The sequence below is a fragment of the Streptomyces candidus genome (genome assembly GCF_014207445.1).
Classification (GTDB): Bacteria; Actinomycetota; Actinomycetes; order Streptomycetales; family Streptomycetaceae; genus Streptomyces; species Streptomyces candidus.
In genome coordinates, this window is the sequence record NZ_JACHEM010000032.1 from 1 (window position 1) to 20,035 (window position 20,035).

31 protein-coding genes are annotated in these 20,035 nt (G+C 71.1%); 6 read left to right on the forward strand and 25 right to left on the reverse strand.

The window, feature by feature from the left end:
* Positions 1–134: 134 nt before the first annotated feature.
* The 20 genes from HNQ79_RS31580 to HNQ79_RS31675 form a co-directional block, all read right to left on the reverse strand.
* Positions 135–338 (reverse strand): hypothetical protein, encoded by a 204-nt coding sequence (locus HNQ79_RS31580; protein WP_185036419.1) that lies wholly within the window; start codon positions 336–338, stop codon positions 135–137.
* Between the two features lie 67 nt (positions 339–405).
* Entirely contained in the window at positions 406–681 is a 276-nt protein-coding gene (locus HNQ79_RS31585) for a hypothetical protein (RefSeq protein WP_185036420.1), read from the reverse strand.
* A 101-nt stretch (positions 682–782) separates the two neighbouring features.
* Positions 783–983: a hypothetical protein gene (locus HNQ79_RS31590; RefSeq protein WP_185036421.1), complete on the reverse strand. Its 201-nt coding sequence runs from the start codon at positions 981–983 to the stop codon at positions 783–785.
* Between the two features lie 48 nt (positions 984–1,031).
* Entirely contained in the window at positions 1,032–1,442 is a 411-nt protein-coding gene (locus HNQ79_RS31595; protein ID WP_185036422.1) for a RapZ C-terminal domain-containing protein, read from the reverse strand.
* Positions 1,443–1,511: 69 nt separating this feature from the next.
* Positions 1,512–2,321, reverse strand: a complete 810-nt coding sequence (locus HNQ79_RS31600) for a DUF4097 family beta strand repeat-containing protein (RefSeq protein WP_185036423.1) — start codon at positions 2,319–2,321, stop codon at positions 1,512–1,514.
* A gap of 152 nt (positions 2,322–2,473) precedes the next feature.
* Positions 2,474–2,902 (reverse strand): hypothetical protein, encoded by a 429-nt coding sequence (locus tag HNQ79_RS31605; protein WP_185036424.1) that lies wholly within the window; start codon positions 2,900–2,902, stop codon positions 2,474–2,476.
* A 60-nt stretch (positions 2,903–2,962) separates the two neighbouring features.
* Positions 2,963–3,376: a hypothetical protein gene (locus HNQ79_RS31610; RefSeq protein WP_185036425.1), complete on the reverse strand. Its 414-nt coding sequence runs from the start codon at positions 3,374–3,376 to the stop codon at positions 2,963–2,965.
* On the reverse strand, positions 3,373–3,993 hold the full coding sequence (locus tag HNQ79_RS31615; RefSeq protein ID WP_185036426.1) for a DUF6919 family putative SAM-binding protein: 621 nt from the start codon (positions 3,991–3,993) through the stop codon (positions 3,373–3,375). Before HNQ79_RS31615 ends, HNQ79_RS31610 begins: the two co-directional genes overlap by 4 nt.
* Before the next feature lie 212 nt (positions 3,994–4,205).
* Positions 4,206–5,375: a hypothetical protein gene (locus HNQ79_RS31620; protein ID WP_185036427.1), complete on the reverse strand. Its 1,170-nt coding sequence runs from the start codon at positions 5,373–5,375 to the stop codon at positions 4,206–4,208.
* Between the two features lie 186 nt (positions 5,376–5,561).
* Positions 5,562–6,197 carry a hypothetical protein gene (locus HNQ79_RS31625; RefSeq protein WP_185036428.1) on the reverse strand — a complete coding sequence of 212 codons (636 nt, stop codon included), beginning with the start codon at positions 6,195–6,197 and terminating at the stop codon, positions 5,562–5,564.
* A gap of 11 nt (positions 6,198–6,208) precedes the next feature.
* Positions 6,209–6,736: a hypothetical protein gene (locus HNQ79_RS31630; protein WP_185036429.1), complete on the reverse strand. Its 528-nt coding sequence runs from the start codon at positions 6,734–6,736 to the stop codon at positions 6,209–6,211.
* Between the two features lie 219 nt (positions 6,737–6,955).
* Complete coding sequence (locus tag HNQ79_RS31635; protein ID WP_185036430.1) at positions 6,956–9,220, reverse strand: hypothetical protein; 2,265 nt, start codon at positions 9,218–9,220, stop codon at positions 6,956–6,958.
* Positions 9,221–9,293: 73 nt separating this feature from the next.
* Positions 9,294–9,602: a hypothetical protein gene (locus HNQ79_RS31640; protein ID WP_185036431.1), complete on the reverse strand. Its 309-nt coding sequence runs from the start codon at positions 9,600–9,602 to the stop codon at positions 9,294–9,296.
* A complete protein-coding gene (locus HNQ79_RS31645; RefSeq protein ID WP_185036432.1) occupies positions 9,599–9,838 on the reverse strand; it encodes a hypothetical protein in 240 nt (79 codons plus the stop codon). Before HNQ79_RS31645 ends, HNQ79_RS31640 begins: the two co-directional genes overlap by 4 nt.
* Positions 9,835–11,079: a DUF2637 domain-containing protein gene (locus HNQ79_RS31650; RefSeq protein ID WP_185036433.1), complete on the reverse strand. Its 1,245-nt coding sequence runs from the start codon at positions 11,077–11,079 to the stop codon at positions 9,835–9,837. Before HNQ79_RS31650 ends, HNQ79_RS31645 begins: the two co-directional genes overlap by 4 nt.
* Positions 11,076–11,357: a hypothetical protein gene (locus HNQ79_RS31655; RefSeq protein ID WP_185036434.1), complete on the reverse strand. Its 282-nt coding sequence runs from the start codon at positions 11,355–11,357 to the stop codon at positions 11,076–11,078. The genes HNQ79_RS31650 and HNQ79_RS31655 overlap by 4 nt, the downstream gene beginning before the upstream one ends.
* On the reverse strand, positions 11,354–11,767 hold the full coding sequence (locus HNQ79_RS31660; protein ID WP_185036435.1) for a hypothetical protein: 414 nt from the start codon (positions 11,765–11,767) through the stop codon (positions 11,354–11,356). Before HNQ79_RS31660 ends, HNQ79_RS31655 begins: the two co-directional genes overlap by 4 nt.
* Positions 11,764–11,949 carry a hypothetical protein gene (locus HNQ79_RS31665; protein WP_185036436.1) on the reverse strand — a complete coding sequence of 62 codons (186 nt, stop codon included), beginning with the start codon at positions 11,947–11,949 and terminating at the stop codon, positions 11,764–11,766. The genes HNQ79_RS31660 and HNQ79_RS31665 overlap by 4 nt, the downstream gene beginning before the upstream one ends.
* Positions 11,946–12,269: a hypothetical protein gene (locus tag HNQ79_RS31670; protein ID WP_185036437.1), complete on the reverse strand. Its 324-nt coding sequence runs from the start codon at positions 12,267–12,269 to the stop codon at positions 11,946–11,948. Before HNQ79_RS31670 ends, HNQ79_RS31665 begins: the two co-directional genes overlap by 4 nt.
* The gene (locus tag HNQ79_RS31675; protein ID WP_185036438.1) at positions 12,266–12,583 is read right to left on the reverse strand and encodes a hypothetical protein; all 318 of its coding nucleotides are present in this window, start codon (positions 12,581–12,583) and stop codon (positions 12,266–12,268) included. The genes HNQ79_RS31670 and HNQ79_RS31675 overlap by 4 nt, the downstream gene beginning before the upstream one ends.
* 252 nt (positions 12,584–12,835) lie before the next feature.
* On the opposite strand from HNQ79_RS31675, the gene HNQ79_RS31680 reads away from it, so the two are divergent.
* Together HNQ79_RS31680 and HNQ79_RS31685 are read left to right on the forward strand one after the other, a co-directional pair.
* On the forward strand, positions 12,836–13,615 hold the full coding sequence (locus HNQ79_RS31680) for a GntR family transcriptional regulator (RefSeq protein WP_185036439.1): 780 nt from the start codon (positions 12,836–12,838) through the stop codon (positions 13,613–13,615).
* 26 nt (positions 13,616–13,641) lie between these two features.
* Complete coding sequence (locus HNQ79_RS31685; protein ID WP_185036440.1) at positions 13,642–14,202, forward strand: UTRA domain-containing protein; 561 nt, start codon at positions 13,642–13,644, stop codon at positions 14,200–14,202.
* Positions 14,203–14,347: 145 nt separating this feature from the next.
* Here HNQ79_RS31685 and HNQ79_RS31690 read toward each other — a convergent pair whose 3' ends face one another.
* From HNQ79_RS31690 to HNQ79_RS31710, 5 genes are all read right to left on the reverse strand, one after another.
* Entirely contained in the window at positions 14,348–14,572 is a 225-nt protein-coding gene (locus HNQ79_RS31690; RefSeq protein ID WP_185036441.1) for a hypothetical protein, read from the reverse strand.
* 139 nt (positions 14,573–14,711) lie between these two features.
* Complete coding sequence (locus HNQ79_RS31695) at positions 14,712–14,987, reverse strand: hypothetical protein (protein WP_185036442.1); 276 nt, start codon at positions 14,985–14,987, stop codon at positions 14,712–14,714.
* Entirely contained in the window at positions 14,984–15,307 is a 324-nt protein-coding gene (locus HNQ79_RS31700; protein WP_185036443.1) for a hypothetical protein, read from the reverse strand. Before HNQ79_RS31700 ends, HNQ79_RS31695 begins: the two co-directional genes overlap by 4 nt.
* Complete coding sequence (locus HNQ79_RS31705; RefSeq protein WP_185036444.1) at positions 15,304–15,582, reverse strand: hypothetical protein; 279 nt, start codon at positions 15,580–15,582, stop codon at positions 15,304–15,306. Before HNQ79_RS31705 ends, HNQ79_RS31700 begins: the two co-directional genes overlap by 4 nt.
* 7 nt (positions 15,583–15,589) lie before the next feature.
* On the reverse strand, positions 15,590–15,934 hold the full coding sequence (locus HNQ79_RS31710) for a hypothetical protein (RefSeq protein ID WP_185036445.1): 345 nt from the start codon (positions 15,932–15,934) through the stop codon (positions 15,590–15,592).
* A gap of 154 nt (positions 15,935–16,088) precedes the next feature.
* Between HNQ79_RS31710 and HNQ79_RS31715 the strand changes: the two genes are divergently transcribed.
* The 4 genes from HNQ79_RS31715 to tap all read left to right on the forward strand — a co-directional run bounded on the left by HNQ79_RS31715 (position 16,089) and on the right by tap (position 19,883).
* Complete coding sequence (locus HNQ79_RS31715) at positions 16,089–16,388, forward strand: helix-turn-helix domain-containing protein (protein ID WP_229923760.1); 300 nt, start codon at positions 16,089–16,091, stop codon at positions 16,386–16,388.
* Positions 16,389–16,642: 254 nt separating this feature from the next.
* Positions 16,643–17,596 carry a hypothetical protein gene (locus HNQ79_RS31720; protein ID WP_185036446.1) on the forward strand — a complete coding sequence of 318 codons (954 nt, stop codon included), beginning with the start codon at positions 16,643–16,645 and terminating at the stop codon, positions 17,594–17,596.
* 14 nt (positions 17,597–17,610) lie between these two features.
* Positions 17,611–18,165: a telomere-protecting terminal protein Tpg gene (tpg, locus tag HNQ79_RS31725; RefSeq protein ID WP_185036447.1), complete on the forward strand. Its 555-nt coding sequence runs from the start codon at positions 17,611–17,613 to the stop codon at positions 18,163–18,165.
* A complete protein-coding gene (gene tap, locus HNQ79_RS31730) occupies positions 18,162–19,883 on the forward strand; it encodes a telomere-associated protein Tap (RefSeq protein WP_229923759.1) in 1,722 nt (573 codons plus the stop codon). The genes tpg and tap overlap by 4 nt, the downstream gene beginning before the upstream one ends.
* Positions 19,884–20,035: the final 152 nt, after the last annotated feature.

Consider the following 20,035-nt stretch of genomic DNA (forward strand, 5'->3'; position numbering starts at 1 on the left):
GGGGGGGGGGGGGGGGGGGGGGGGGGGGGCCGCCCCCGGGGGGGGGGGGGGCGGGGGGCCCCGGGGGGGGCCCCCCCCCCCCCCCCCGCCCCCCCCCCCCCCGGGGGGGGGGGGGCCCGCTTCCGTATGTGCGTCTATCCCTGTTCGCCGAGGCGCGGCGCCCGTTGAGCCATGGGGCGCTCACGGTTGGGGTAGAGGGGCGTCTTGTTCGCCATGTACGGGAATTCGTCAAGGAGACTGATGGCGCAGGGGCGGCGGTAGTCGTCCTGGGCCCACCGGATCGCGTCCCGGCGCGCCCACTCCCGGCGGAGGAGGTGCCCCTCCTCGGGTAGCCACACGATCCAGTCACCACGCCCATTCCGGCGCCGATACCAGAGGAGCGCGAGGACCAGGGCGACGACGGCCTCAACCCCGGCGAGGGGCAACAGGACCAGGCGGCGCTCCGGGTTGGGCCCAGGCGAGGAGGAGGGCGATCACGGCGCCGGTTGCCCAGGCGGGCCAATACGCGTACGGCCGGGGCGGGACGGTGCGGCGGTAGACCATGAGAGCCCCGCCGAGCATCCCGGCCGCAAGCCACACGGGCGCGGTGCTGCCGGTGCCGGCGGCGAGCACTGCGCACGCCGCGGCGCCGCCGAGGAGGCCGCCCGCGGTCCTGCGGTCCTGGGTGAGGTCTCGTGTCACGCGGTGTTCTCCCTTGGGTGTCGCCGGTAAGGGTGTCATGCGGGTACGACGGAGCGCCCGACCCTCGACAGGGCCGGGCGCTCCTGGTGGTGCGGGTGGCGCTACCTGCGCTTGCCGGTCTTCATGAGCTCGCCCGACTCGCACAGGACGTCGGCGATCCAGAAGGCGTCAACCTTCACGGTCCACCGGCCTTCCGTGAGCGGGCCGGGCGGGACCTCGTCGAGGATTACGCCGGTCTTCCCGGCCGCGCGGCCGTCGTCTGCACACGACACGATCTGTACCTCGTCACGGGCCTGGTACATGCGGGGCACTCCTTGGGTGAGGCGGGTTGGCGGGTGAGGGTGGCTGGTCTATCGGGCGACGACCGGCCGGTGAATGTCCCGGTGCTCGACGTGGACGCGTAGCTCGTTGCCGTACCGCACGGCCAGGTGGTTGACCATGGCGGCCGAGCGGTGCCGGCCGCCCGCGCACCCGACGGCGACGCGGACCGTTCCGGCCGAGGGTCCGGAGCGGAAGGCGGCGACGGCGGCGAGGACGGCGAGGGCGAGCTCGGGGACACCCGCGGTGCCGAACACGGCGCGCGTGACGAGCTCGTGCTCGGCGGTGAGCTCGCGCAGCTCGGGGCTGACGTGGGGGTCACGGAAGTGGCGCCGCATGTCGATGACGAGGTCAGCCTCGGGGGCGTCGCCGTGCAGGTAGCCGAAGCTGACGAGCTCGATCTCGGCCGGTTCAGCGTGCTGGGCCTCGGCGGTGGTGGTCATGGTGGACGTTCCTCCCTGGGATACGAACGGCCGGGGCAGGAGTCCCGCCCCGGCCGGGGTGTCGTGCGGTCAGAACTTCTTGACGCTGCCGTTACCGGCCGTGGCTCGAACGTCGAGGTCGTCACGGCCACGGACGCCGTAGAGCCTGACCGTGCCGTTGCCCGCCTTGATGTCGATGCGGCCGGTGGCCCTGGCGCCGACGGTGAAGTTGACCGAGCCGTTCCCGGCGCGGACGCGGGCGACGTTGCCGATGTGGTTGTCGACCTTGACCGAGCCGTTGCTCGCGTCCGCGTCGATCCACTCGGTGACGGTGCCGACCTTGATCGACCCGTTGCCCGCCTCGGCCTCGATGCGGCCGACGGTCTCGGCCTTGATGCTGCCGTTGCTGGACCCGGCCCGGATGGCGGCGACGGTGCCGTACGTGTGAAGGCTGCCGTTCTCGCCGCTGTACTGGACACCGGAACCGGCGGGCAGGGTGACATGTACCTCGACACCGCGCGTGAAGCCCTGCGCGCCGCCCTGTCCGTTGACCATGGTCACGTTGCCGCTGTACTGCACGCCGTTGACGTAGGTCACACCGCCGCCGCCGAACGACTGGAAGGTGACGCCCCCGAAGTTCGCGCCGTTCTGCTTGACCTTGGGGACGACGACGACCAGGCGTTCGGCGTTCTGCTGGATGCGGGCGCCCCGGGCAGCGTCGGCGGCCGGGGAGTCCGGGCCGTCCTGGGTGAAGACGCGGACGGTGGCGACGGTCGCGGCGGGGTCGACGGTGACGGTAACCGTGCCGTCGGGGCAGGTGACGTCGGCGAGGACGGGGCCGGTGGCCGCGGCGGTGAACGTCTGCTCAGGGGCCATGTCGCGGGCGGCGATCTCGTTCATGGGGTTCCTTCCCTCGGTGTGGTGCGGTGGGTCAACCATGGCATGACTTGTAGCTCAAGTACAAGTCCAACTGTGAGTTGACTTGAAAGTGCGATTCGGTGTTCGGGGGGGCCGGGCGGCTGCGTCGCCGCCCGGCGGGCGAGCGGGCCGAGTCAGTCGCGGACGGCGAGGTACGCGGCGAATCCCTCGGCGAGGTGGTGTGTCGCCTGGTCAAGCAGGTAGGCGCCGCCGAGCGGGCCGCCGAGCTCGTAGAACGCGCCCTTACCGGTGGCCTCGGCCGTCTTGCGGACCGGCCAACGGCGATCAATCAGGTAATGCGTCACGCCGGACAGGGCGAGGGCGGCGGCCATGCTGCGGGGACGCAGGCCGAGGCCGAGGACACGGTTCCCGAGGAGGAGCGCGGCGGCCTGCGTTGCGGTGTACGAGGCGACGTGTCCCGCGAGGGCCTTGTGTCCCTCGGCTCCGGGCTTGGCCTTGTGCTGCGCCTGGTGGTCGCTCTGTACCCAGTGGTCGGCGACGTCGGCGGCGATGCGGAGGAGGGCGTATGCGGCGGGGTAGGCGGTGGGGCGGTTCACGGACATGTGGGGTTCCTTCCGGTGAGTCCGGGGCCTGGGCGGCGGGCCGGGTGGCGAGTGTCGGTGCTACTTCCGGCGGTCGCGGTCGCAGTCGTGGGCCTTCGGGTCCGCGAGGTGGGCCTCGAACGCGGCGGCTTCGTAGGGGGTCCACCGGCGGGCGTAAATCGCCCGGCCGCAGTCCTCGCAGGACCAGGAGCGCGGGCCGTTCAGCCGTCCGTACGCGAGGCGTTGCGCGCGTTCGGTGAGATCGGTCACCGTGCCGTCGGCGGCGGACAGGGCGGCGATTCCGGCGAGGACGATGTACGCGACGCGGGTGAATCCGCGGACGTCATGGGCGAGTTGCTGCTCGATGAACCATGCGGCGGCGAGAGCGGCGGCGGACGGAACGAGCACCTGCACGGCGCCAAGGCCGACGAGGCGCAGCCGGGCCGAGTTGGCCGTAATGGTGTGGACGACGTTGTTTCGGGTGGACGTGTTCATTTCGGCTCCTTCTTGGTCAGCTCAACGGCGTCGAGGCGATACAGGCGCACAACGCCCGTCAGGGCCTCCCACAGGACGTCGTCACGGCCCCAGACGGGGTCGATGATCGTGAACTGCCAGGCTGAGAGGACCGTGCCGAGGGCGGGGGCGCTGATGAGGTCTGCCGGCCAGAGGGTGAGTAGGTCGCGGGCCGCCATGAAGCGGCCGAAGAAGGTGTAGGAGCGCCCGCGGCTGAAGGTGACGGGAATGCCCTCCGCGTGCTCGCGGGGCGTCGTGTCGTGCTGGACGACGAGGAGTCCGGCCGACTCGGCAGCGGCCACCAGGCGGTCACGTAGTTGCCGGTCGCCGACCAAACCGGAGACGGCGGCGCGCTGTTCCCACCACTGGCCATCCACGCCGACGCGGCTCTCGCCGGGCTGGGAACAGTCGGTGACGTAGCCGAGGCGGTTTACGGCGGTCAGCACCGGCAGGAGGTGCCGGGTCTCCTCGTCGGGGCCGTAGCGAGGCTGGTAGCCGGGCTGACTGGCGATGTCGCCGACCAGCCAGGACGCCACCAGAGCTCCGAGGTCGTGCAGGGTCTCGGCCGAACGCCAACGCGCCCGGTCCGCGCGACTCATCCAAGGGAGCTTCATCGGGCGTCCCCCACGATCATGTTGCCGTGGCCGTTGAGCATGTGATCCACGTTCGTCGGCGGGTTCAGGGCTTGGTGACTTGCCACTGGGTCACTCCTGTTCGGCGAGGGGTGCGTATGGGATCGGGCGGTGCGCCGCTGTAGTCGGCGCCGGTGGTCCGGGCCGGGGCCCCGAGCGGGGCCCCGGCTGTGGTGCGGTCAGGAGGACTCGGCGAGGTCCGAGGTCCACAGCGGGCGGGAGGCGAGGCCACCGTCACGGCGGGCGGCGGCGTGGACGGCCGGGATCTTGCGGGCCTCGGCGAGGGCTTCCTCGCGGGTGCGGCCGGGGACGTGGGCGAGGGTCTCCCCCGCCTTGTCGGTGATGAGCCACTGGTCTTCGATCAGCTCGCCCATGTCGGGGAGTTCGGGGAGCGGGCCGAGCTCGGCGGCGGGGATGGAGCCGGACGGGCCGCCGACGAGATCGACGTCGGCCGCGGGCTTGCGGGGTCCGCGCCTGTAGACCGACCGCACGATGCCGACGGCGGTCGTCCCGGTGGTGGGGTGGGTCCAGACGACGCACTGTCCGGGCCGCATGTGCTCGCCGTACTCGGCGGCGATCTCGTCCTCGGCCATGCGCAGCGCGGCGGCGAGGCGGGCCTCGTAGGCGGCCTGTTGGTCGGCGCACTCCTGGTCGACGGCGGCCTCGGCGGCGACGACGGCGGCCGGGACGCAGTGTTCGGCCGGTTCGGCGCAGTCCTCGCAGTGCGGGGCCTCGGCGCCCCAGGGGCGAAGGCCGTGACCGGTGGCGGGCCAGGGGCGGACGCCGTGGCGGGCAAGGAGGTCGAGGAGCTCGGCGGCGCCGCGGCTGCGGGCGGTGCGGGTGTTGGGGTGCGCCTCGGACTGCTCGGCGAGGAACGCCACGAGTGCGGCGACGTCGGCGAGGTGGCCGAGGAGCCAACGCGGGGCGGTGGGCCGTCCGCTGGTGACGTGCTGCCACACCTGCCGGTACGGGGCGCTGTCGGCGTCGGCGTGAGTCTCGGCGAGTTCGGCCTCGTACGCCGCACGGAAGCGCCTGGGGAGAGGGAGGAGGACCTCGTCCTCGGCGGCGGCCGGGGCCTTCTGGGCGGCCGGGGCTTCGACGCCGAGGGCCTCGTACCCGGCCGGGGTGAGGGTCCAGACGGTGATGTCGTACTCGACGCGCTCGGTGCCTACGGCGCGGGTGTTCGTGCCGATCTTGACGGCCTCGACCAGGCCGAGCGAGTGCAGCCGGTTCTCAGTGTTGCCGTGGATCTTGAGGAAACCGGTCTCGCCGCGCAGCCACGCTACGACCCCGCGGGGGTTGTCGAGGATCAGGCGGAGGGCCTTGGTCTGGGCGTCGGTGAGCTTCAAGGGTTTGTCTCCTTCGGTGTGGTGGAGGCTCAACCATGACACAACTTGCAGCATAACTACAAGTACAACTGTGAGTTGGCTTGAAACTGTCGCCTTCTTCGATCCCGGCCTCGGCCCAACGCACACCCCGATATGACGGCGCCCCCCGGGGGTTCACCCGGCCCCCCGGGGCTCGCGATTCCTGCGTCAGTCCTCGTCGCCGTCGCGCATCTTGCGTTGGTGCCGGCGCTCGCTGTAGGCCCCGGCCTCGCGGATGCCGTCGCGGGTGGCGCCGATGCCCTCGCGGCCGACACTCGCCGCGGACTCGACGGCCGAGGCCCCGGCGGTGGCCACCTGTCCGGCGGCAGCGGCCGTCTGACCGACGGCGCCCGCCACGGCGGCGACGGCGCCGAACGCCGCTGCCATGGCCCCGCCGGTCGCCCGTCCGGCCGGTTTGGCGGGCCCGGCCGGGGCGGTCTTGCCGGATTTCGCGGCGGCAGCTGCGGCGGCGCGGGCGGCCTTGGACTGTGCGGCGCCCTGACCCTTGGCGACGAGGACGCCCTCGATGGTTCCGGCCTTGAGGACTAGGCGAAACGGCTTGCCCTCCTCGGCCTGCGAGAGCGTGTGGAGCTGTGCGGTGGTCAGGTTCTCGACCTGAAAGAAGCACTGCGCCCGGCTGCGGCGCTTGCCCGAGGCGTCGGCGTGCATCTCGCCGCACGTCGCGTTGATGACGCCGCCCGAGGGGATGAGCGTCAGCTCGCGCGGGACGTTGCCCGCTCCCCGGCTCGGGCACCGGACGAGGGCGCCCCCGACGGTGAGTTTTCGGATCTTGAGCGCGGTCATGTGCAGGGCTCCTATCGGTTGGTGATCGTGGCGGTTGCGGTGGCCTTGGCGCGGCCGAACAGTCCGGCCGTGGCGGTAGCCGTGGCGGTAGCGGTCTGCTTCCTCCCGCTCTGTCCACGCTTGGCGACGGCGGCCACCAGGGCGACGACGCACGCGAGGACGACGGCGATTTTGGCGAGGAGGACCAGGGCGGCGGCGAGGGTGGCGGCGGCCTCGGCGAAGAACTTGAGGGCGTAGGCGGCCAGGGCGAACGAGGCGGACGCCGAGACGAGGAGGAGCGCCGTCGTCTTGGCCCACGCGGGGACGGCGGTCGGGACGGGGGGCGCGGGCGCGGTGCCGGCGGGCGCGGAAAGGTCGGCGTACTGGTAGATCGTGCGGCCGTCGAGGGTGCGGACCTCAACCACGGTCGGGATGGCCTCGGGAGCGACGGTCCGGCGGATTTCGGCGGGGTGACCCTGGATTGGCTCGGGGCGGTAGAGGGTGACGGCCTCGGCGCGCGTGTGAGTGGCCTCGGCGTAGTCGCGGGCGGTGTTTTCCATGATCGGCTGCGCTCCTCGGCATGATCGCTTTGCGTGGGTTTGTGAAGTCAGTACGGGCCGGATCGGATCGGGTTATCGCAGGTCAGAGGTCCGTACGGGGCCGGTACGCGGGCCGGGGGGACGGTTCGGCGTACCGGCCCGGGTGGGGTCCGTACGTACGGCGTACCGGGCGCTGACCTGCGGCGTTCCGATCCGTACGGACCCCGTCCCGAGGGCATATCAGCCCATACCGGCGGCCTTGCGAAGGTCGGCCAGGTAGTAGCCGTTCGCCCGTCCGCCGCTCGTCCAGCTCCGGACGGCGAGGGTCCGGTCGGTGTTGTCGAGGGCCTCGTCGAGCCTCTTTCGCAGGGCCGTTCCGCCGGTCCGGGCGTAGGTGGCCTGGTCCTCCTCGCCGACGCCGAGGGCGGCGGGTGCCCAAGTCGCCGGGTCGAGGTCGGCCAGGCCGTCGAGGATCTCGGCCGTGGCGAGCCGCTCAGGGTTCTTCCGGTCCTCGAACACAGCAATCAGGTCGGCGAGGATGCCGCCGACGCGGGCCGCGCGTCCGGCCTGCCCTGCCGCTTCCCCGGCCAGAGTGCCGGCCTCGATGCGGAGGGCCCGGCCGCGCTCGCAGATCGCCCGAAATTTGGGGAGGTTGATGAGTAGGGAGCGCATGAAGCGGAGGCCGGTCTCGTCGGCGTGAATGCCCATGCCCTTGAACGCCGGAGCCAAGTCCTTTGCGTTCCAACCGGACGCGCTCGAACCGGTGCCGAGAACGGAGTCGCTCATCTGGTACGTGGCGCACAGGTGGGCAATGCGCTGCGGGATGGCGTCGCGCAGTGCCGAGGGGACGGCGTCGCCGGTCGGCTTCTGCGAGGCGAGGATCGGAATCAGGCCGACGGCCGGGCCGACCTTGGCAAGGGTGATGAGCGCCTTTTCAATGCGCTTTCCGTACGTGAGCTTGTCGTCTTCCTCTTCCTTGCCCTCGTCCTCCAAGTACCGCTGCAATTCGTCGATGATCAGGACAACCGGGTAAATCTTGTGGTCGCGGGTGATCTCGGGCGTGAGCTTCCCCTCGGGGCACACCTCGTCGGGGAGCTCGAACAGCGCGTCGTATCCCTCCTCCATTTCGCCTACGAGGTCTTCGAGGACGTGCGTCAGGCGGCGGACGGCGGGCTCGGTGACGCCCCTGATGTACGCCTCGGCGAGGAGGGCCGTGGCGGACCAGTCCTTACCGCCCTTGCCGTCGGCGACGATCATCCGGCACAGCGGGTCGAGGACGGCCGCCGCCGCAGCCGCACGGGCCGTGAAGGTCTTGCCTTGGCGGGGCATGGCGCCGACCAGGAGGCCGAAAAACAGGAGCTCGATCGCGGTAATGGCGCCGGTCTCGTCCACGAACGTCGGGGCGCCGTCCCAGATGTTCCAGCGCTCGGCGGTCTCCAGCGGGGAGGGGACCGGGTCGCCGCCGAAGGGGTGGGAGTCAGCGACGCGCATGTAGACGCCGCCCTCGTGCCCGTCCTGGCGGATCGAAAGCTGAATCGCGTCCACGGCCAGGGCCGCGGCGAGGGATTCGCGCTTGGCTGCAACTTCCTTGGCGGTCTTGCCTGCGGACCGGGGGAGGTCGAACCGGACGACGCTTGCCTTATCGCCGGGCTCGCGGGCGATGAACCCGCGAATGGTGACCTCCTCGCCGTCCTTGAGGATGCCGACGTTCCGGGCGCGCAGTGCAGCGTTCAGGCCCTCGTCAGTGAGGACCCCGGCCCCGGTGAAGTCGGGGGCGTCCATCAGGGCGAACGTCCCGTCGGGCTGGCGGCGGATCAGCTCGCGGCGGCCGAGGGCGTACAGGACACCGAACACCGGCAGGAGGACCGGCGCGGCCATAACCCACCCCCAGGTCTCACCGAGGGCCAGGAGGGCGGCGGTGTAGGTGGTGCAGCCGGTCAGGCCGTAGACGGTGAGCGGTTCACGGCGGCGGGCGCGGGCCTCCTTGCGGCGGTCGGCGCGCAGGTCGGCGATGTGCTCCGGACCCGCTTTGGTGCGCCGGACCTTATCCGTGATCTCGCCGTACTCGGTGGCAAACAGGAAGGACCAGGCGTCCCGGATACCGACACGGGCACCGAGGGCGCTCACGTTGGCTACGCGCCACAGGTAGACCGGGGAGCGCAGGGCGTGGAACTGCGCGGCGTTGGTCCACTCGGCGCGGCGCTGGCGCCATACGCCCGGGTTGGTGAGGGACTCAGGGACGAGGGTCCGCAAGTTCCAGCCGTCGCGCTCGTCGAGGATTTCGAGGACCCCGGCCTCGTCCTCGGCCGGGGTGCCGACGGGGGCGTCGACCTTGTCGAGGCGCACGGTTCCGGTGGTCAGGTCGGGGAGTCCGGCCGGGGTGGTGCGGACCGCGTCGCGGGCGGCCTCCTCGATGCGGGTCAGGGTCTCGGCGTCGCGGTAGGCGGCGAGGTCGACGAGCTGCGCCTCAGTCTCGATACGGGGCTCGGTGTCGGTGGTGGACATGCTGAGTGTTCCTTTCTCGGGGCCCGGCCGCCGGGGGCGGGCGGCCGGGCATGGTGCCGGGCGGAGTGCGGTGTCAGGTGGTGGGGCCGAGGTTGGTCTCGTCGAGCTCGGCGAGCGCGAGGTGAAGCCGGGCGCGGGCGGTGTCCGATCCGCAGCCGACGGCCGTTCCGTAGGCGAGGGACTGCCGGGCGTCCTCGGCGGCCTGCCACGCCTTGGCCACGTGGGCGCTCGTCATGGGGGCCGTCTGGAACGCGAGGTAGACGAGGCCGAGTTCGGCGCAGGCGCGGCCGAGCTGCGGGTGATGCGCGGCGGCCTCGGCGTCGGCCTGGTCGGCGAGCTCGGCGGCGATCTGGCGGTACACGTTGCGGTCGGTGGTGATCACTTCTCGCCCTCCTTCGTGGTGGTCTTGGTCGCCTTCTTGGCGGCGTTGCGGACGGCGAAAGACTTTGCAGCGGCCCGGAGGACGGCGGGGCCCCAGAGGATGAGGGCCAGGAGGAGAGCGCCAACGAGGGCGGCGGGGCCCCATCCGTTCTCAGGGGCGAGGCGGATCATCACGTACGTACCGGCGGGCGCCGCGAGGATCAGGGCGCGGGGCGGGGTGTGGGAGGCGGCGCTCATCGGGCGTTCTTCCTCTCGGCCTTGACGTGGTCCCGCAGTCGCATCGCGTAGCGGTAGTTACCGCCGCCGATGGCCTGCCGGACGTTCTTCACGGACAGGTACGCGGCGCCGCCGAGGATGTCCGCAAGGGCTTCAACCTGCGCGATGTGGGCAGCGTCGAGGGGCTTGTCGGGGACCTTCGGAGCGGTCCGGCCGGTGACTCGGCCGATCGCTTGCTTCCCTTTGCGCCCAAGGGTTTTCGCGGTTCGACCACCTCTGCCCGGTCCGCCGTTCGGGCCGCCCGAGGAGCGGCGCGCGCCCGGTCCGTCGTCGCCCCCATCCGGCGGGAAGAGGTCGGTGAGGAGCTGCTCGACGGCGAGGGTTTCGACCCCCACGCCGTGGGCTGCGGCGAGTGCCCGGTCGGCGTGGCCCCTGCGGGCGACGACGCGGGCCGTGGTGGCGATCTCGGCGCCGTGCTCGTCGCGCCACGCGGCCCGCCACGCTTCCTCGGTGTCGATCGTGCCGAAGGGGTGCGCGGTCAGAATGTCGGTGTACCGGCTGTAGACCGTGGGAAACCGACGGCGGCGCGTGCGGTCGTGGCGACGGCGGCGGCGGTCCTCCCGGCGCTGCGCCTTGGTGCGGGTCGACTTGGTTCCGTGACGGCCACGGCCCCAACCGCGGACCTCCCAGAAGAAGACGCCGGCATAGCTCGCGGCGGCCAGGACCCATGCGAGCCACCCGCCGGACGACTCGGGGGCGTGACTGTAGTTGACGACGGCGGCGAAGCTCGCGCAGGCCCACATGACCACCCGGAAGCGGCCGACCGGGCGGCCCTCCTTCTTGGCCCGCTCGCCGGACACGGTGGCCACCCACGCCCCGGCCTCCAGCATCACGGCGAGGCACAGAGAGATCACGCCAGGGAGGTTCTCCCCGTTGAGGGCGCGGAGCTGGAAAAACATGGCCGGAGCGATGCCGCACGCCATGACGACCAGGGCGCCGATGGTGTCCCCCTCCGTGCCGAGTTTGGCGAGCAACTCAGCACGGGTCTTCTTACGCTCGGCCTTGCGGCGGGCCTTCTCGCGCTTGCGCTCGGCGCGGAGACGGCGCTCCTCCTCTTGCCGGGCCTCCTCGTCCTTGCGGCGCTGCTCGGCGCGGGCCTCGTCCCGGATTCGGGCGGCCTCGGCCTCGGCGAGGCGGTCGCGGCGGTCCTCCTCGCGCTCGTTCTTCCGGTCGAGGCGGCGCTCCTCGTAAAAGGTGGTCACTGGTCGATCTCCTTACGGGCGCCTCGTCGGGCGAAGGTGCACATGGGGCAGTGGGGGAAGGGGCGGCCGACCCGGTCGGCGCGGATGCTCTCGGCGGCGAGGAGCGTTCCGACGGCGGCGGCGGTGATGGCCTGTCCGGCGTGTCCAGCGATCAGCGAGACGACGAACCAGGCGGCGAGGACGAAGAGGGCCGCGGCCGAGGTGGCGATGTGGTGGACGGCCGCGAGGGCTCCGCGCGTCGAGACGGCGAGGACGCGCCGCACGGTGACGGTGGTCACTGGTCAAGCTCCTCACCGGCGGTGCTGGGGGGCTCGGCCTGCTGCAAGTGCGCGGCGAGCTGCCGGGCCTCGGTGCGCTCGTCGGCCACCTCGCGGAGACTGCGGGTCAGGTGCTCAACCTCGCGGCCGGACTCGGCAAGACGGGAGCTGAGTTCCTCGACCTGCTGTTCAAGGGCGGCGAGACGGTCCCCGGCCTTGTCGAGGCGCTCCTCGGCATCGTTTGCGACCTTCACCTCGGTGCAGTACGCGGCGTGCCAGTTCTCCGCCTCGGCCTCGTACGTCGTGACGTCGGTGTCGGCCTGCGCGAGGTCGGCGCGCAGCGCGTCGAGGACGGACGTACGGACCAGTCGGACGGGGAACCAGGCGCGGCGGGGCGTTTCGGTCTCGGCGGGGGTAGTGGTGTCGGTCATCGGGAAGCCTCCTGGTCCTGGTGGCGGTCGAGGGCGTCGCGGTCACGGCGGCGCCGGTGCTCGGCGGCCCACAGCTCGGCGCACCGGGCGGCCTGGTGGGCGTCGGTCCGGCGGGTGAAGCCGTGGGCGGTGAGGGTCTCGTCGGAGACGGCGCCGACCAGGGCGCACGCGGCGGCGGTCATCGGGCCGTGCGGGGGGTCGGGACCGACGGGACCGCGGGCGGGACCGGCGCGGCCGGGGGTGCCGGCGGGGCGGTGCGGGGGCGGGGAAACGTCGCGGCCACGCGGACGGCGAGGCGGGCGAGGACGGCGGCCCCGGCGAGGAATGCGGCGGCCTTGGCCCCGGTCACCAGGGCGGTGAGGAGGGTTACGACGAGCGGCGCGGCGAGCTGGGCGAGTCCTGCGAAGGCGAGGACCAGGGCCAGGAGGGCGGCGGGGTGCAGCTGGTCGGCGGAGCCGAGGAGGGCGCGGGCGGCGCGGGCGGCGGAGTGGCGGGTGATCACGCGGCCCACCCCCCGGCGAAGCCGTCGGCCTCGTAGCCGTCGAGGTCGTCCTCGCGCTCGATCTCCTCGGCGATTCCGGCGATCAGGTCGAGGGTCACGTCGCGGGGGACGAGACCCGAGTCGGCCATGTCGACCAGCGCGTACAGGCGGGTGAGCTCGTCGAGCTCGTTCTCGCCGCCGATGGGGCCGAGGACGAGGTCGACGTCGAGGCCCAGTTCGGCGGAGAGGTCGAGGCGGGTCGGGACGGTTCCGGCGGCGGAATCGGCCGTGCCGATTCGCAGGTTAAGCACGGTTTCGGGCATGGTGGTGCGCACGCGGAATCACTCCTCTGTCTGGCAGGGGAGTCCGCCAAGCGGCCCCGGTGTGCGTGGACTAGACGCCCCGGGGCCGCGCCCTTTCAGGCGTGGCGGACCACAGCAACTCAGGCCCTAGGCCCTCGTCGGTGCCGTTCGATCGGCACGACATGAGTGAAGCACTGAATGGAATCCATTGCAATACTCTTGGATTCCATTCATGCTTGTGTCGGTGGCAAGCGCCACGGAATGGCGTCCAGATAAGGTGACCGCATGACAGAGGACGAACCGCGCCGAGCGACGTTTCGCGCAGTCGCCGACGAGGTGCGCACGCGCATCCAACGGGGCACCTACACCCCGGGTGCCAAGCTCCCCACTGAGGGGGAGCTCGCCGACGAGATCGGCACGAATCGGGGGACTTCCGCGCAGGCGTTGCGCCTGCTCGCCTCCGAGGGACTGATCAACAAGAGCCGCCGGGGCATGTACGTGCACCGGATCGTCAAGAAGATCGTTCGGAACTCGACCTCCCGCTACGTCCGGGCCCGCCGCGAGGAGGGGCAGGCCCGGGGGGCGTTCGAGGCCGAGATCCGCGGCCTCGGCATGACCCCGTCGAGCGTCACGACCACCAAACACGTACAGCCGCCGGCATGGGTGGCGGACCTCCTCGGGGTAGACGCAGCCAATGTGTCGACCCTCGCCCGCATCCGGCGGATGCTCGCCGATGACGTCCCCGTGCAGCTCGCAACGTCGTATCTCCCCCTGGCGATCGCCGAGGGAACCAGGCTCGAAGAGATCGACACGGGGCCGGGCGGGTCGAAATCACGCCTCGCCGAGCTCGGTCACGCACAGGCCACCATCACGGAGGAGATCGACGTCCGGCCTCCTACCGCCGAGGAGGTCGGAGCCCTCGACATGCGGGAGGACCAGCGCGTTTACGAGATCGCCCATATCGGGCGCACCGAGGACGGCCGCACGGTCGAGGTCACCGTTCACGTAATGCCCACTCACCTGTGGCGCCTGTCCTACTCGTGGCCACTCGGCCCCACCCACTGACCACCCCACCGGAAAGGATCACGCACATGGCACAGAACACCATCGGCGCAAACGGCGGCATCGTTCGGGACGCCCGCAGCCGGTACCGCACCGAGAACCGCGAAGCGAACGGCGCGCACGGCGCATACGAGAGCGAGACGCGCCGCGGCGGCGGGACGCCCCGGGCCGAAGTGACGGTGAGCCGCGCGTCGGCCCCGGCCGACGTCGCCGAGCTGCTCGGCGCCGAGGGACCGGTCGTCGTCCGCGCCCGGCGGATGTTCGACGGTGAGCGCCTGGTCCAGCTCGCCGACACATGGATTCCGGCGGACGTCGCCGAGACCGCCGGCATCGAACAGGTCGACACCGGGGCGGGCGGGATCATCTCCCGGATGCGCGAGGCCGGTTTCGACCAGGGCGCCGAGGCCGTCGAGGACGTCGACCAGCGGCCCGCCACGGCGGACCAGGCCGAGGCCCTCGGCGTCGAGGAGGGCGAACTCCTCCTCACCGTGACCCACGTCGGCCGGACCGCCGAGGGCCGGGTCGTCGAGGTCACCCGACACACCCTCGGCCGCGGATGGACTCTGCGCTACGCGGCACCGCTCGACTGATCACTCCCATCCGCAGGACGAGCGCCCGACCCCTTCCGGGGTCGGGCGCTCTGACGTTCCCGGGCCGCAGACATGGGCGAAGGCCCCACGCTCGGGCGCGTGGGGCCTTCGTCCGCGGTGTACCGGCCCAGCGAGCGGGGCCGGGTCAGCGGGTGGCGTCGAGGATGATCTCGGTGCGCGCCGCATGGCGAACGAAAGGGTCACCATCGGCACGCCCCGCGAGGATTTCGACCACCACCCGGAAGCGCGCCCCGGGGCCGAAGGGCTCCCGGGAAGCGTCGGCCGCCTCGGCGAGGGCTTGCTCGAAAATCTCACGGAGACTGATCCGTTGCGGATCAAGATCGAGCCACGCGCCGTCATCACCGGCCAAGGTCAGGGCTAGCCGGTGCGCTGCTCCTCGGCGAGGAGCTCCTCGTACGTCACCACGACGTCGATCTCTTTCGCCACCGATTCGAGCATCGGCATCCGGTGGGTAAGGACGTTGGGGTGGCCTTCTGGTCATGCCGCCCTCACGGTCCGGAGACGATAGCGACGATCAGAACCTCGCGCCGGGCCTCGTCGACCCGGTACAGGACGCTGGTCCACGCCGTCCGGCCGCCGACGGTGAGTAGTGCGGTGTAGAGGCCGCCGACCCGGTCCGGATACAGCTCGCCGCAGGTGTACGGCGAGGCTGCGACTTCCTTCTCGAAGCCGAGGACGGCGACCCGCTCCTCGGCCGTGGCCGTGGCCAGTCCGGCACGGCCGGTCTCGCTGTAGACGACGGCCCACGGGGTGCCCGCGGTCACCGGCTCGCCTCCTGGTGGCCGTCGGCGCCGAGGATCTCCTCGGAGGTGAAGCGGGGCGCGGCCGGGTCGGTCGAGGCCGCGACGGCGGCGAGGATCTCGGGCCGGGTCCGCATGACGAGGCGGTGCCGCCACGCGCGGACGAGGGCGGCGTACTTGTCGGGGTCGTCGAGGTCGAGCTCGCCGAGCTGCGCCTCGAACTCCTCGCGGTCCGCCGCCGAGGCCGCGGTGAGGGCGGCCCGCAGTTGCGTGACGGTGCGCGGGCCGCCGCCGGGTTGCGTGCGATACGGGTTGGTCGGTTCCTCAACGGGGAGGGCGCTCACGGGGTGATCTCCTTGGACTCGGGACCTGCCTTGCGGAAGCGGAGACCGACGCGGCCGTGTCCCTCGTCGGTCTTTTCGTACGGGATGCCGGCGGCGTCGAGCTGGGCCCGGGTGACGGCGAGGGCCCTCGTCTTGCCCGATCTCATCTGACCGACGAACAGGGCGCGTTGCGTGTCGAGCGAGAACCGACCTACGCGGCCCGCGGCGATGATCTCCTCGGCGAGGCGGCGGGCCTCCGGGGGTGAACAGGGCGGCGGCCTCGTCGACCAACCCACTCGATCATCACGCAGCGGCACTCTTACCCGGTCGCGCGGCCCTGCCTCCTCCTTCCTTCGCCGCCCGACCTTCCTTCGCCACCCGACTCTTGGGCTTGTGCTCGGCCTTGGCCGCCTCGCGCTCCTCGGCCGCCTTGGCGAGCCATCCCGGATGAGCGGCCTCGACGAGATCACGGAGGTACTGACTCGTAATGCCGGCCTCCCTGGCGACGGCGGACAGGTGGCCGTACTTGCTCGATGTGATCGCAGCCTTTACCGCAGCGTCGAGGAGCGCGGCCCTGTCGTCCTCGGCAGTCTTGGCGGACCGGTCGGCCTTCTTGCGGAGTGCTTCGAGATCGGATGTGGTGGTCATGGGGGCAGGATGACACGTTTGCAGATCCACTACAAGCAAGACTTGTAGATGTGCTGCAAGCATGGAAGAGTATCGGTTGCCGGTGTGGCGCACATGGCTGCACTTCCCTGTCTGGCACTATGACCACCGGTCATACACAGTGAGGAAACGTCATATGGCTAAGGGCATGAGTAGCGAGGAAACGCTACGGGTGACCGTGGCTGCACTGATGCGCGCCACGGGTGAGAACCAGACCAGGTTGGCGCGCGGCCTGCGAATCACTCAGGGTGCGGTCTCGCGGAAGCAGGTCGGCAAGGCGTCGTGGTCGCTCGGCGACATTGACCGCCTCTCGGCGCACTACGGCGTTTCGGTCCCAGATCTCCTCTGCGGCCCGACCCACGCCGTGGAACAGCTCCCCCACATTCGCCGCGCCGCCATAATCGGCGGCTCTCAGAGCGTCCTCACCGTGGCTTAACCGCTGGTTACATGCCGTGTCTGCGCCACTACGAGACCGGCATAGGCTGTAGCCCGCACACAACCGATCCAAGATGCGGAAAGCCCCACCGGACTACTTCGGGAGTTACCAGCTCCCGACCGATGAGGCTTACCGCATGACCACGCATAGGTCTCCTGCGAGTGTACCCACGCCTCCCCGAAGGTCACACCGCAGCGGGCCGGAAAGGCCAATTCGTGGCAGCACATCGGGCGATTAGCCCGGATAACTGCCCCATGTGCCGCAGGATCTTTGCGGTACTTGAGGACCGACAGAAAGCCGATCCCGAGAACGAGAACTCGATCACTACCGAGGAGCTCGGGAACCTGGTCGGCCTCAAGAAGAGGGCGACACAAAACCACCTCTCCAACCTGTTCCAGCGCGGGCGCCTCGACGCCGACCGGCGGACCCCGATCCCCGGCATTCCCACAGTCGCTCAACCGCAGCTCCCCGGCGCGGTCGAGTGGGCCCGGCGCGTCATCGAGTCTGACCCGGTGTTCGCTCCCGACCCCACGTGCGCGAAGTGCCTTGTTGCTCTGGCGGGGTTCGGCTGGCGCGGCCAGATCGCCCCGGCCGAGCTCGCCGCCGCCGCCGGGGTGTCGGTGCGGTCCATCGAGCGGCACCGACCCCACCTCGTCGAGTGGGACTACATCCGGTTCCGCATCGTGCCCGTACCCGACGAGGGCACTGGGAAGTTCAAGGGAGGCCGCAAGCCCTCGCGGTTCGAGCTGATGAGCGGGTTCTATGCCCGCCCCCTCACCGACGAGGAGCGTGCCCTCGTCCCGGGTCGGGCGGCGCAGATCATCGACCGCGTCCGCTGGTATGTCGGTGTCTCTCCCGAGGAGCGGTTCAACGCCGAGACGGCCGTCGGGTTTGTCCTGCGGGCCGGGTGGCCCGAGGAGGCGATCCTCAAGGCCCTTGATGCGAGCGAGGACCGACACGCGTTCAACCCGAACGGCTACCTGCACAAGCTCTTGGGCAAGCTGCGCGGTCAGCGCTACTTGATCCCCGCTCAGGAGTCCTTCACGGGCGAGGGATACCGGCGCCTCGCCGAGTGCTCGGTGTGCCGTAACACCACGTGGACGACTGCGCCCGCGAGTCACCGCGTGTTGTGTGGCGGCGGCGTCTGCCTTGAGGCCGGTTCGGAGCACGACACCCGCGACGTTCGTCCGCTGCACCGTTCGGCCTGAGAGGAGAGAGCACAGTGAAGATCCTTAGCGCACTGCGCGCCAAGTTCCAGACCCGCGACATTCCCAAGACTCCTCGGGGCCGGTTCAACGCCCTGTTGCGCCGCGAGAAGGGCAACACGGCCAAGGTCGCCGAGCGCCTCGGCGTCTCACGTCGTCAGGTTCAGCGCCTCGTCAAGGGCGAGCGGAAGATCGAGAACAGCAAGCCCGAGACCCTCGGCCGCCTCGAAAGCGAGGTGCGCAAGGAGCATCAGCCACGCGTCACCGCCAAGGCGCAGAAGGAAGCCCAGGAGCGCGGCCTCGTCATCGAGACCCGGGCCGCGGTGGGGTTCACGGCGGACGCCGGCACGACGGATGACCCCCGGATGCGGCGCCTCACCGAGGAGGTTCCGCCCGAGCTGATTCCCGAGGTGTTCGAGGCCCTGCGCAACGGGGACGAGGCCAAGCTAAACGAGCTCGCGGCTAAGGCGGTGTCGCCGTACTTCTACACCCCCGGCACGGCCGCCAACGAGGACGAGCTCGGGATCGAGCTCACGGATATCGACTACATCGAGTTCGACTACAGGGGATGACGACAATGACCGAGAAGACCTACGCCGCTCCCCTGGCCGTCCTTTCCGCCGCCGACGGCGGCCTCGTCGCCGACCTCCCGAACGTGCAGCGCATCGACCTGCCGGGCGAGGTCACCGACCTTGCGACGGCCGCCGATTGGGCCCTCGGGTACGGCCTCGGCGCGGCCAAGTTGTCGCAGTACGGCGAGGACACCGGGCCTCTCCTGGTCCTGACTGAGTCCGCCGTCGAGTTCCTCGGCCTCCCGCCCCGGCTGGACGACCGCAAGCGCCTGCGGGTGCCCGACGACGATCCGGCCGTCAAGGCTCTGACCGAGGCCGGGTGGACGCTCAGCCGTGCGGGCCTCGGTGGCTGGTCCTTCCTGTTCCGCGACCGGACCGAGGTGCACGTCGCGGTGGTCCCATGGGGTGCTTTCAGCGACAACATGCGGTGGGGCGACATGGAATGCGTCGCCGCCGATCCCGGCGCCCTGGCGTACACCCTCGGCCTGTACGCCGAGCGGGTCATCAGCCCGACCGGCTCGACCGCCGGATGCAGCCTGTCCCTGATGACGGCCGTACGGCCGCCGACGGTGGCCAAGTTCGACCGGGGCACCGGTCGTATGCGCCGTGTCCCGGTGCCCGGCTCGCTGCACAGGGCCGTGGACCCCGCGCCGCCCGAGGCTCCCGACGAGCACCCGATCGCGGCCGAGCGCACCCGCGAGGAGTCAAAGAGCCCGGCTCACGTCCTCGTCGAGGAGGCCCTCAACTGGTACCGCGAGGCCACCGAGGAAGAGGCCGCGCTCCCGTACGTGGTCGGCCTCGACGTGAACACGGCGTTTCTCGCCGCAGCGAACAGGCTCACGGTCGGACTCGGCGAGGCGGTCTACACCGACGGCCCGGCGTTCGATAAGAAACTCCCCGGCGCGTGGCTGGTCGACCTGTCCGGCGCCAAACTGCGCACCAAGGATCTCCGCACCAAGCAGTGGCGCGAGCTCCCCGAGCACTTCCCCTCGCCGTTCACCCCGGACGGACGGCCGCCGTCCGGCCCGGCCTGGTACGCGACGCCGACCCTGGCGTACGCGCAAGAGCTCGGGATCGAGGTTCGGCCGCTCGCGGCGTGGCTGCGCCCGGATGCCGGCGGATACCTCGACCTGTGGCACAACCGCCTTCGCGCGGCGTACATGGACACGCTCGCCGATCTCGGCATCACCGAGGACATGGACGAGGCGGCGTTCATCGACGCTATGGCCACGGTCAAGGCCCGTGACCCCGAGGCCGTCGCGCTCCTGTCCGCGATCAAGGCCACGGCAAAGGGCGGCATCGGCAAGATGCGCGAGAGGCCGCAGGGCAGCACCAAGCGCGAGGGGCGCAACGCCCCGTGGGCGGCGCTCAAGCGGCCGACCTGGCGCCCCGATATCCGCGCGGCCGTGATCAGCGCCTCGCGCGTCGGGCAGCACAGGAAGATGGTCAAGGTCTGGAACGCCGTCGGCCTGGTCCCGCTCGCCGTCCTGGCGGACTGCGTGATCTACCCCTCGGCGCAGCCGACGGCCCTTGCCGTGATGGCCCGCAAGGAGGACGGGAGCCCGCTGCCGGGTGCGTTCCGCCTCGGCCCGAATCCCGGGTTCGTGAAGCAAGAGGGCGTGCAGCCCATGCAGTGGTACCGGGACATGACCGCGAAGCGGGCGAACCCCGGCCGGTTCATCAAAGAGGGCCGCGACGCCGTCCGTGACGGCGAATAGTCACCCGCGAGTCAACAGAGAGGGAAGACCATGCAGGAACAAGCCGCAGCCGAGAGCGCTCGGGAAGTCTGGCCAGAGGCGGAAGGGTTCGAGCGTGCTCCCGGCGGCTGGACATTCCGCGTTGGCGGCGGTTACGCGTGGGTCACGGACTC

Coding starts and splice junctions, on each gene's coding strand:
- HNQ79_RS31590 (WP_185036421.1), bottom strand. CDS start 983: ATGTACCAGGCCCGTGACGAGGTACAGATCGTGTCGTGTGCAGACGAC.
- HNQ79_RS31595 (WP_185036422.1), bottom strand. CDS start 1,442: ATGACCACCACCGCCGAGGCCCAGCACGCTGAACCGGCCGAGATCGAG.
- HNQ79_RS31600 (WP_185036423.1), bottom strand. CDS start 2,321: ATGAACGAGATCGCCGCCCGCGACATGGCCCCTGAGCAGACGTTCACC.
- HNQ79_RS31605 (WP_185036424.1), bottom strand. CDS start 2,902: ATGTCCGTGAACCGCCCCACCGCCTACCCCGCCGCATACGCCCTCCTC.
- HNQ79_RS31610 (WP_185036425.1), bottom strand. CDS start 3,376: ATGAACACGTCCACCCGAAACAACGTCGTCCACACCATTACGGCCAAC.
- HNQ79_RS31615 (WP_185036426.1), bottom strand. CDS start 3,993: ATGAGTCGCGCGGACCGGGCGCGTTGGCGTTCGGCCGAGACCCTGCAC.
- HNQ79_RS31625 (WP_185036428.1), bottom strand. CDS start 6,197: ATGACCGCGCTCAAGATCCGAAAACTCACCGTCGGGGGCGCCCTCGTC.
- HNQ79_RS31630 (WP_185036429.1), bottom strand. CDS start 6,736: ATGGAAAACACCGCCCGCGACTACGCCGAGGCCACTCACACGCGCGCC.
- HNQ79_RS31635 (WP_185036430.1), bottom strand. CDS start 9,220: ATGTCCACCACCGACACCGAGCCCCGTATCGAGACTGAGGCGCAGCTC.
- HNQ79_RS31645 (WP_185036432.1), bottom strand. CDS start 9,838: ATGAGCGCCGCCTCCCACACCCCGCCCCGCGCCCTGATCCTCGCGGCG.
- HNQ79_RS31660 (WP_185036435.1), bottom strand. CDS start 11,767: ATGACCGACACCACTACCCCCGCCGAGACCGAAACGCCCCGCCGCGCC.
- HNQ79_RS31665 (WP_185036436.1), bottom strand. CDS start 11,949: ATGACCGCCGCCGCGTGCGCCCTGGTCGGCGCCGTCTCCGACGAGACC.
- HNQ79_RS31680 (WP_185036439.1), top strand. CDS start 12,836: ATGACAGAGGACGAACCGCGCCGAGCGACGTTTCGCGCAGTCGCCGAC.
- HNQ79_RS31685 (WP_185036440.1), top strand. CDS start 13,642: ATGGCACAGAACACCATCGGCGCAAACGGCGGCATCGTTCGGGACGCC.
- HNQ79_RS31710 (WP_185036445.1), bottom strand. CDS start 15,934: ATGACCACCACATCCGATCTCGAAGCACTCCGCAAGAAGGCCGACCGG.
- HNQ79_RS31715 (WP_229923760.1), top strand. CDS start 16,089: ATGGCTAAGGGCATGAGTAGCGAGGAAACGCTACGGGTGACCGTGGCT.
- HNQ79_RS31720 (WP_185036446.1), top strand. CDS start 16,643: ATGTGCCGCAGGATCTTTGCGGTACTTGAGGACCGACAGAAAGCCGAT.
- tap (WP_229923759.1), top strand. CDS start 18,162: ATGACGACAATGACCGAGAAGACCTACGCCGCTCCCCTGGCCGTCCTT.